This window comes from Ruegeria marina, from assembly GCF_900101475.1.
GTDB lineage: Bacteria > Pseudomonadota > Alphaproteobacteria > Rhodobacterales > Rhodobacteraceae > Ruegeria_B > Ruegeria_B marina.
This window is the reverse complement of the sequence record NZ_FMZV01000013.1, coordinates 143,070-150,351: the sequence shown is the minus strand read 5'-3', so window position 1 is coordinate 150,351 and position 7,282 is coordinate 143,070. Positions and strand designations below refer to the sequence as shown.

Annotated in this window: 6 protein-coding genes; 5 read left to right on the top strand and 1 reads right to left on the bottom strand. The window is 63.9% G+C overall.

Annotated features, from left to right (window positions below):
• Positions 1–396 (top strand): hypothetical protein (locus BLT75_RS24655; protein ID WP_218128964.1); only part of this gene is annotated, 396 nt, incomplete at its 5' end.
• A 166-nt stretch (positions 397–562) separates the two neighbouring features.
• Here the strand turns inward: BLT75_RS24655 and BLT75_RS17210 are convergent.
• Positions 563–1,453 (bottom strand): LysR substrate-binding domain-containing protein, encoded by an 891-nt coding sequence (locus tag BLT75_RS17210; protein WP_176828098.1) that lies wholly within the window; start codon positions 1,451–1,453, stop codon positions 563–565.
• A gap of 99 nt (positions 1,454–1,552) precedes the next feature.
• Between BLT75_RS17210 and leuB the strand changes: the two genes are divergently transcribed.
• Genes leuB through BLT75_RS17190 form a run of 4 tightly spaced genes read left to right on the top strand, consistent with a single transcriptional unit; the run spans position 1,553 to position 7,281 of the window.
• Positions 1,553–2,641 carry a 3-isopropylmalate dehydrogenase gene (gene leuB, locus BLT75_RS17205; protein ID WP_218128962.1) on the top strand — a complete coding sequence of 363 codons (1,089 nt, stop codon included), beginning with the start codon at positions 1,553–1,555 and terminating at the stop codon, positions 2,639–2,641.
• Positions 2,638–4,323: a GMC family oxidoreductase gene (locus tag BLT75_RS17200; RefSeq protein WP_093034588.1), complete on the top strand. Its 1,686-nt coding sequence runs from the start codon at positions 2,638–2,640 to the stop codon at positions 4,321–4,323. Before leuB ends, BLT75_RS17200 begins: the two co-directional genes overlap by 4 nt.
• Positions 4,316–5,794, top strand: coding sequence for an aldehyde dehydrogenase family protein (locus tag BLT75_RS17195; protein ID WP_093034585.1), 1,479 nt, complete (start codon positions 4,316–4,318; stop codon positions 5,792–5,794). The genes BLT75_RS17200 and BLT75_RS17195 overlap by 8 nt, the downstream gene beginning before the upstream one ends.
• Positions 5,794–7,281, top strand: a complete 1,488-nt coding sequence (locus BLT75_RS17190; RefSeq protein ID WP_093034582.1) for a trimethylamine methyltransferase family protein — start codon at positions 5,794–5,796, stop codon at positions 7,279–7,281. The genes BLT75_RS17195 and BLT75_RS17190 overlap by 1 nt, the downstream gene beginning before the upstream one ends.
• The last annotated feature ends 1 nt before the right edge of the window (position 7,282 follow it).

The following is a 7,282-nucleotide window of genomic DNA, read 5'->3' as shown; positions in this document are numbered from 1 at the left end:
TCTGATGTACATCGTTCCAAAAGAAACGTTGCACGCTCAAACAGTGAAGCTGACACTGGATCATCGGGCCAAAACCCTACCAGTGCGATATACAGACATTCGCTCGTCGAAACGAACCAAACCGCCCGCATATCTCTTCAGTCATCCATCAATGTCAAACAACACTGCATCCCGAAGGCCAAAAACAAGACCGTTGCGCCAATACCTCAGCGCGCCCGCCCCGATCATCCCTCGAATGCCGCCGTCTCTCCAGCGCGTCCGGCCCTCTCTCAGACCACCAACAGCACCTCAGCGCCGCCGGTGAGGGGCTATCTATGCAATGCTCTCAGATCCCGCAAGCAGAAAAAGCAAAAAACTTTGAAAAAAGTGAAAATTCAAATTATTTCAATGAGTTAATTGATAATGAAACCCTTGGCGGTTGCCGCCGAAACGGCTTTGCCATGGGAATCGCCGAAGACAACCAGCCACTGCCCCGATCCCGCGCCGAGACAGACACCATATATTGAAGTTGCACTACCCAAGACCACAAGTCACCGACTCGGCGACGCGCATTTCAGGCCCGTCAGGATCCTGCGCTGCCCGACAACCAGTCGAAGAACACCCGCGCTCCGGGCTTTCTCTCGGCCGTTGGCATCATGCAGCAGTGATACCCGCGCCTTGTTTGCACGACTCGCTCGCAGGCCACCATCAAGGTTCCGGCGTCGATCATGTCCTCGACCATGTTGCGCCAGCCGAGTCCGATTCCGGTTCCGTTCTGTATTGCGCGCAGCAGGACCATGTAACTGTACATGCGGTCCATCGGCCTGGGTTCGGGAACGGCCAAACCGGTTCCGCGAAAATACCGGTGCCAGTCCTGCGCGTGGTTGGGGTTGTTCATGTGCAGCAATCGGGCCCGCGCGAGGGTCTCAACCGAAACAGGCCCGTCGGGCAGAAGCTTCGGCGCACAGACCGGTACAAGTTCCTCTCCGAAGATGGGTCTGCTTTCTGTCCCGGGCAAACCGCTTTCACCGAACACGACGGCGATGTCGCATCGCAAAGGGTCGAATTCCATATTCTGGTCGCGCGTCAGGAAGTCGACCTGGATTTCGGGATGAGCCGCCTGAAACTCGCCAAGCCGCGGCAGCAGGTACAAGGAAGCGAAACCGAGGGCAACATTGACGACCATCGCCTCTTGTCTCTGGCGCGAAAGAAGCACGTCGACTCCGCCGCGCATTGTCTGCATGCCGTCCGAGATCGCCGTGGCCAGCATTTCGCCCTCGGGTGTCAGCGTCAACCGGGGCTTGGTTCTCAGAAACAGTTTCACGCCAAGCCAATCTTCGAGCAGGGCAACCTGCCGGCTGACGGCTGGTTGCTGAACATTCAACTCGCGCCCGGCAGCGGAAAAGCTGCGATTGCGCGCGGCAGCATCAAATGCGGCAATCTGGTGCAGCGGCAGGGGTCGAGGCGCCTTCATCATTCTCTCTCTGAATGCATGTCATTCACATTTTCAATCTACATTCAGAAAATCAACAGGATACTCTACACCAAACTTCCTTGTGTGGATGATCCTGCCTTGCCTACCCACGATATTCTGGTTCTTCCCGGCGATGGTATCGGCCCCGAGGTGATGCAAGCGGCGCTGGCCGTTCTGGATGCGGCGACGGAAAACTCCGATCTGGAACTTCGCCTGTCATTCGACCTGCTGCACGGCGCGGCCTGGGAGCGCTACGGCGCCTTCTGCAGGGAGGAAACCGTTGCCGCCGCCCTGACGGCGGATGCCGTGCTGGCGGGGGCGGTCGGTGGCCCGCGCTGGGACAATATCCGAGTGCCCGGCGGCCCCGAAATGCAAGACGGCCTGATGCGGCTCCGCAAGGAACTGCGGGCTTATGCCGGTCTGCGTCCGGCCCGTGCCTGGCCCGGTTCGCACAGCCGGACACCATTTCGGCCCGGATTGGCGGAAACGGCGGATATCCTTGTCCTGCGCGAAATGTGCGGCGGCGTGATGTTCGCACTGCCCAGGGGGCAGGAAACACGCGCCACCGGTCGATATGCGCTTGACACCGCGGCTTATTCCGAAGGCGAGATTCGCCGCATCGCCGAGGCGGGGTTCCGCTTGGCGCGCGGGCGGCGTGGACGGATGGTCTCGGCCGACAAGGCCAATGTGATGGAAAGCTACCGCCTGTGGCGCGCCGTGGTCGGCGAAGTCGCCGCCGACTATCCGGATGTACGACTGACGCATATGTACGCTGACAATTGTGCCTATCAGATGATGCGCCGGCCGCAGGATTTCGACGTGGTGATCGGTTGCAACCTGATCGGAGATTTCCTGTCGGATCTCGCCGCGGTCGTTTCAGGGAGCCTCGGGCTCCTCCCCTCGGCCTGTCTGCGGGGGGCGCCGCACGGCGGGCCGGTTCCCGGCATCTACGAACCTGTCCACGGCAGCGCACCGGACATCGCGGGAAAGGGCATCGCGAACCCGATCGGCATGATCCTGAGCATTGCGATGATGCTCGAACATTCGCTCGACGCGCCTGACATTGCCCGCAAGATCGAAGCCGCCGTCGGACAAGCGCTGGCGGACGGGGTCGCCACCCCGGATCTGGACGGCACCGCCTCGACCTCGGACATGACCGCCGCCGTCATTGAAAGGCTTGGGGCGTGAACCGGGTGTTCGACTATGTCGTCTCGGGCGGGGGATCGGCAGGTTGCGTCCTGGCCGCGCGGCTGGCCGAGGATCCGGCGGTGTCGGTATGCCTGGTCGAGGCGGGCGGCAGAGGCCGCGATCTGTTCATCCGGATGCCCGCGGGAAACGGCTTCGTCTTCGGCAATCCCAGGTTCGACTGGGGGTATACCTCGGTGCCGCAGGAATCGCTGGGCGGGCGCAGCATCTATTTCGCGCGCGGCAAGGCGCTTGGCGGCACGTCGATCGTCAATGGCATGATCTACATGCGCGGCGTTCCCGCCGACTGTGACGGGTGGCGTCAATCGGGATTGGCAGGTTGGGGATACAACGACCTGTTGCCCTATTTCCGGCGCTCCGAGAGGTCGCGGGACAGGCAGGATGGATGGCACGGCACCACCGGGCCGCTGGCAACCGAACCGGCACGCAACCATGGAACCCTTGACCGCGCGTTCATTGCCGCTGCCGTTGCAACTGGCCATACCGAACTGGACGATTTCAACGGGCCACACAGAACGGGTGTAGCGCGGGTGGACAGCACGGTCAGCCGGGGCATACGGCAATCCACGGCGCTTGCCTATCTGCGCCGCCCCCCGGCCAATCTGACCGTGCTGACAGGTCGGCATGTAGTGCGCGCGATCGTCGAGCAAGGGCGCGCGATCGGTGTCCAGACCCTCGACGGTGCCATCCTGCACGCCGAACGAGAGGTCATCCTGTGTCATGGCGCTTTCGCAACCCCCCAGCTCTTGATGCTGTCGGGGATCGGTCCGGCCGATCACCTGCGAACGGTCGGGATCACGCCGATCCATGATCTGCCCGGCGTCGGCGAACATCTTGCCGACCATGTGGATGTCTCGATTCAATACGGTTCTGATCGTATGGACCTCAGCCATGCACGACAGCAGCGTATCGACCGCGCGGCATGGCTGATGGCGCGCTGGCTGGCCAACGGTTCGGGGCCCGGCGGCGGATCGTTCTTTTCCGCCGCCCTGTTTCACGCCTTCGAGGACGAGGCCCTGCCCGAACTCGAGGTATTCATGACCCCGATGATCGTCGATGAGAACATCGGAAACGGTGAAACCGAGCGCGCCCCGATCCTCGAGCGGCTTGGCCGGCGTCTGCTGGTCCGCGGCCGAAAGGTGGCCCGCCCCGGTGTGCAGATCGACATCAATCAGGAACGTCCGCACAGCCTTGGCACCGTCCGCCTGGCCAGCGCGGACCCGCGCGCGCATCCACGTATCGACCCCAACTATTTCGCCGACCCGCGCGATCTTGACCAAATGGTGCGCGGCGTGGCAGTGATGCGCGAAATCATGGCGCAACCGCAGATCGCCCGTTACGTTACCCGCGAGCTTGGCCCATGGGCCAACGCCCGGACCCGGGACGAGATCGTCGCCGCCATTCGTCAGACCGCCTATACCGGTCACCATCCCTGTTCCACCGCACGCATGGGCAACGGCAGCGATCCGGGTGCCGTGCTGGACGGCGAATTACGCCTGCGCGGCATCGACGGGCTGCGGGTCTGCGATGCCTCGGCAATGCCGACGCAGATCACCGGCAACCTTTATGCTACGGTCGTGGCGATGGCCGAGAAGGCCGCCGACATGATCCGGGGACGCACGCCCCTTCCGCCTGAATACCCGCAAGAGAAAATCCATGGCTGACATCCGCACCTATCGCTATTTCGCCGGCAACACCTGGCATGACCCCGCGACAGGCCGCTGGATCGACAGCGAGAACCCCGCGACAGGCGAGGTCTGGGCGCGCGTGCCCGACTGCGGCCCCGAAGATGTCGCCCGCGCCGTGGCCGCCGCCCGGACCGCGTTCCGGGACGGACCCTGGGGGCGCATGCAACCCGCCGAACGGGGCCGGGCGCTGCGCCGCATCGGCGATGTGATCAGCGCGCATGCCGACCGGCTGGGCGCGGTCGAACTGCTCGACAACGGACGCCTGCCCAACATTGCGCCGGGGCTGAAGCCCGGCGGCTGGCAGGTGGACAGCTGGCACTATTACGCCGGCATGTGCGACAAGATCGAAGGCCGCGTGATCCCGGCCGAAGTTCCGGACATGCACAACTACCTCAAGTGGCAACCCTATGGCGTGGTTGCGCTGATCCTGCCGTGGAACTCGCCGATCGGGACGCTGACCTGGAAACTGGCACCCTGTCTCGCCGCAGGGAACACGGTGGTCATCAAGCCTTCGGAACAGGCCAGCTGTTCGGTGCTGGACCTGATGGAGATCCTGGCCGAGGCCGATCTGCCGCCGGGCGTGGTGAACGTGGTGACCGGTTTCGGCGCCGGCACCGGAGAGCCGCTGATCGACCACCCGGACGTGCGGATGGTCAGCTTTACGGGTGGCACCGGCGGCGGGCGCACCGCAGCGGCGGTCGCTGCGCGGCAGGTCAAGCCACTGGTGATGGAACTCGGCGGCAAATCCCCCCAGATCGTTCTGCCCGACGCTGATCTGCACCTTGCAGTGAATGGCGTCGTGGCGGGGATCTTCCCGGCCGGCGGGCAAAGCTGCATCTCGGGTTCTCGCCTGCTTGTCCACCGCAGCGTGATCGGGGAATTCACCGAGCGGCTGGTAGATGTGGCCAGCAAGGCCCGTGTCGGCCCGCCGGACGATCCGGCCTCTCAGATCGGGCCAATCGCCAACCGGCCGCATTACGAAAGCATCCTTCGCCGGATCGCGGCGGCCGAGGCGGCGGGTCACCGGCTTCTGCTCGACGGCCGATCGGCGCAGCGCGACCGGGGATATTACATTGGCCCGACCATCTTTGCCGATGTTCCGAACCGGTCGGAGCTGGCGCAGAAGGAAGTGTTCGGGCCGGTCGTATCGACCGAGACATGGGACGATGAGGCCGAGGTGATCCGAACCGCGAACGATACTCTCTATGGGCTGGCAGCCGGCATCTGGTCGCGCGATGTCACGCGCGCCATGCGGATGGCCGACCGGATCGAGGCGGGGACGGTCTATATCAACAACTACTTCAATGCTGCCACTCAAAGCCCGGTGGGTGGCTGGAAACAGTCCGGCTACGGGCGCGAGAACGGGTGGGAGGGGATGAAAGCCTTCATGCAGACGAAATCGGTGTGGCTCGCCACCGCACCGCTCCAGCCGGACCCGTTCGCCTGATGGCCCGGCGTTCCTCCCGTGGTCCGGCGGCGCCCTCAGAATTCCCGTCGACCCATGCGGTAGGCGGATCGTGGCGGCCGCTTTCACCCGAAGGCACGAACCGGATCGCGGATTCCGCCTTTGACATTCTGGCCCGGATCGGCCTGTCCGACGCCCCGCCCGAGGTTGTGACGCTCGTGCTGGACCGTGGCGGTCGGAGAACCGGAAACCGGCTCCTGTTTCCGCGTTCGCTCGTCGAAGAGACGCTGGCGGGCACCCCGGGATCCGTCACCCTGTACGGACAGACCCCGGTACATGACCTGATCGTGGGCGGAAACGAAACGCATCCCGGCACCGGCGGCGCGGCTCCGAACGTGACCGATATCCAAACCGGTGAAATTCGACCATCGACACTTTCCGACCTGGGTGATGCCGCCCGGCTGGCGGATGCGCTGCCGCATGTGCGGTTCTTCTCGCGCTCGCTGGTCGCCGGCGACATTCCGGACCCGCTTGCACTTGACCTGAACACCGCGTTTGCCTCTCTCTCGGGCACGTCCAAACACGTGATGGTGCAAGCGAGCGACCCGTCGCACGTTCCACTGATCGCGCGCATGTGTCATCTGATCGCGGGCTCCGAAGCAGCGTTTCGCGCCCGGCCCTTCTTGTCGCTCAACATCAACCACGTAGTGCCACCGCTGCGGTTTCATGCGGAAAGCGCAATGGTTCTGATGGAAGCTGCGCGCCATGGAATCCCGGCACACGCCAATGTCTTTGGCCAGCTCGGGGCATCCAGCCCGGTGACCCTGGCAGGCTCGGTGGCGCAGACGCTCGCCGAGGCGCTGGCCGGTATCGTTCTGACACAACTGGCTGTCCCCGGCGCACCGGTGATCGCCGGGCCACGCCCGATGATAACCGATCTGCGGACAGGCGGATTTTCCGGCGGGTCCGGTGAACAGGCGCTGGCAACCGCAATGGCTGTACAGGTGTTGCGGCACTGGTCCCTGCCCTGCTCGGTCATCGCGGGGGCCACCGACAGCAAGGTGCCGGACAATCAGTCCGGTTATGAAAAGGCGCTGACGGTCCTCACCGCGATGCAGGCCGGAGCCCATCTGGTGACGCAGGCGGCAGGTATGCAGGCCGGGCTGATGGCCGTCGATTTTGCCGCCATGGTGGCCGACAACGACATGCTGGGCACGCTGTTGCGGGCCAACATGCCGCCTGTCGTGGACGATACGACCCTTGCGTTCGATGCGATTGCAGAGGTGGTGCGCGACGAAGGCCATTACCTTGGCCGGCCCGAAACCTATGCCCGGATGCGCAGCGACTTCCTATATCCCGAGATTGCCGACCGCGCCTCCATCGCCGATTGGCAGGCAGCAGGCAGCACCGACATGGCCACCCGCGCAAGACACCGGGCCATGGCAATCCTGAAGGATCATCATCCGGGGCATGTTTCCCCGCAACTGCGTAAAACCTTGATGCGTGAATTCCCGGACCTGCGAGCGTGAC

Excerpts from the sequence above, each read along its gene's own strand:
- BLT75_RS17210 (WP_176828098.1), bottom strand. The coding sequence starts at position 1,453 with ATGAAGGCGCCTCGACCCCTGCCGCTGCACCAGATTGCCGCATTTGAT.
- BLT75_RS17190 (WP_093034582.1), top strand. The coding sequence starts at position 5,794 with ATGGCCCGGCGTTCCTCCCGTGGTCCGGCGGCGCCCTCAGAATTCCCG.
- BLT75_RS17195 (WP_093034585.1), top strand. The coding sequence starts at position 4,316 with ATGGCTGACATCCGCACCTATCGCTATTTCGCCGGCAACACCTGGCAT.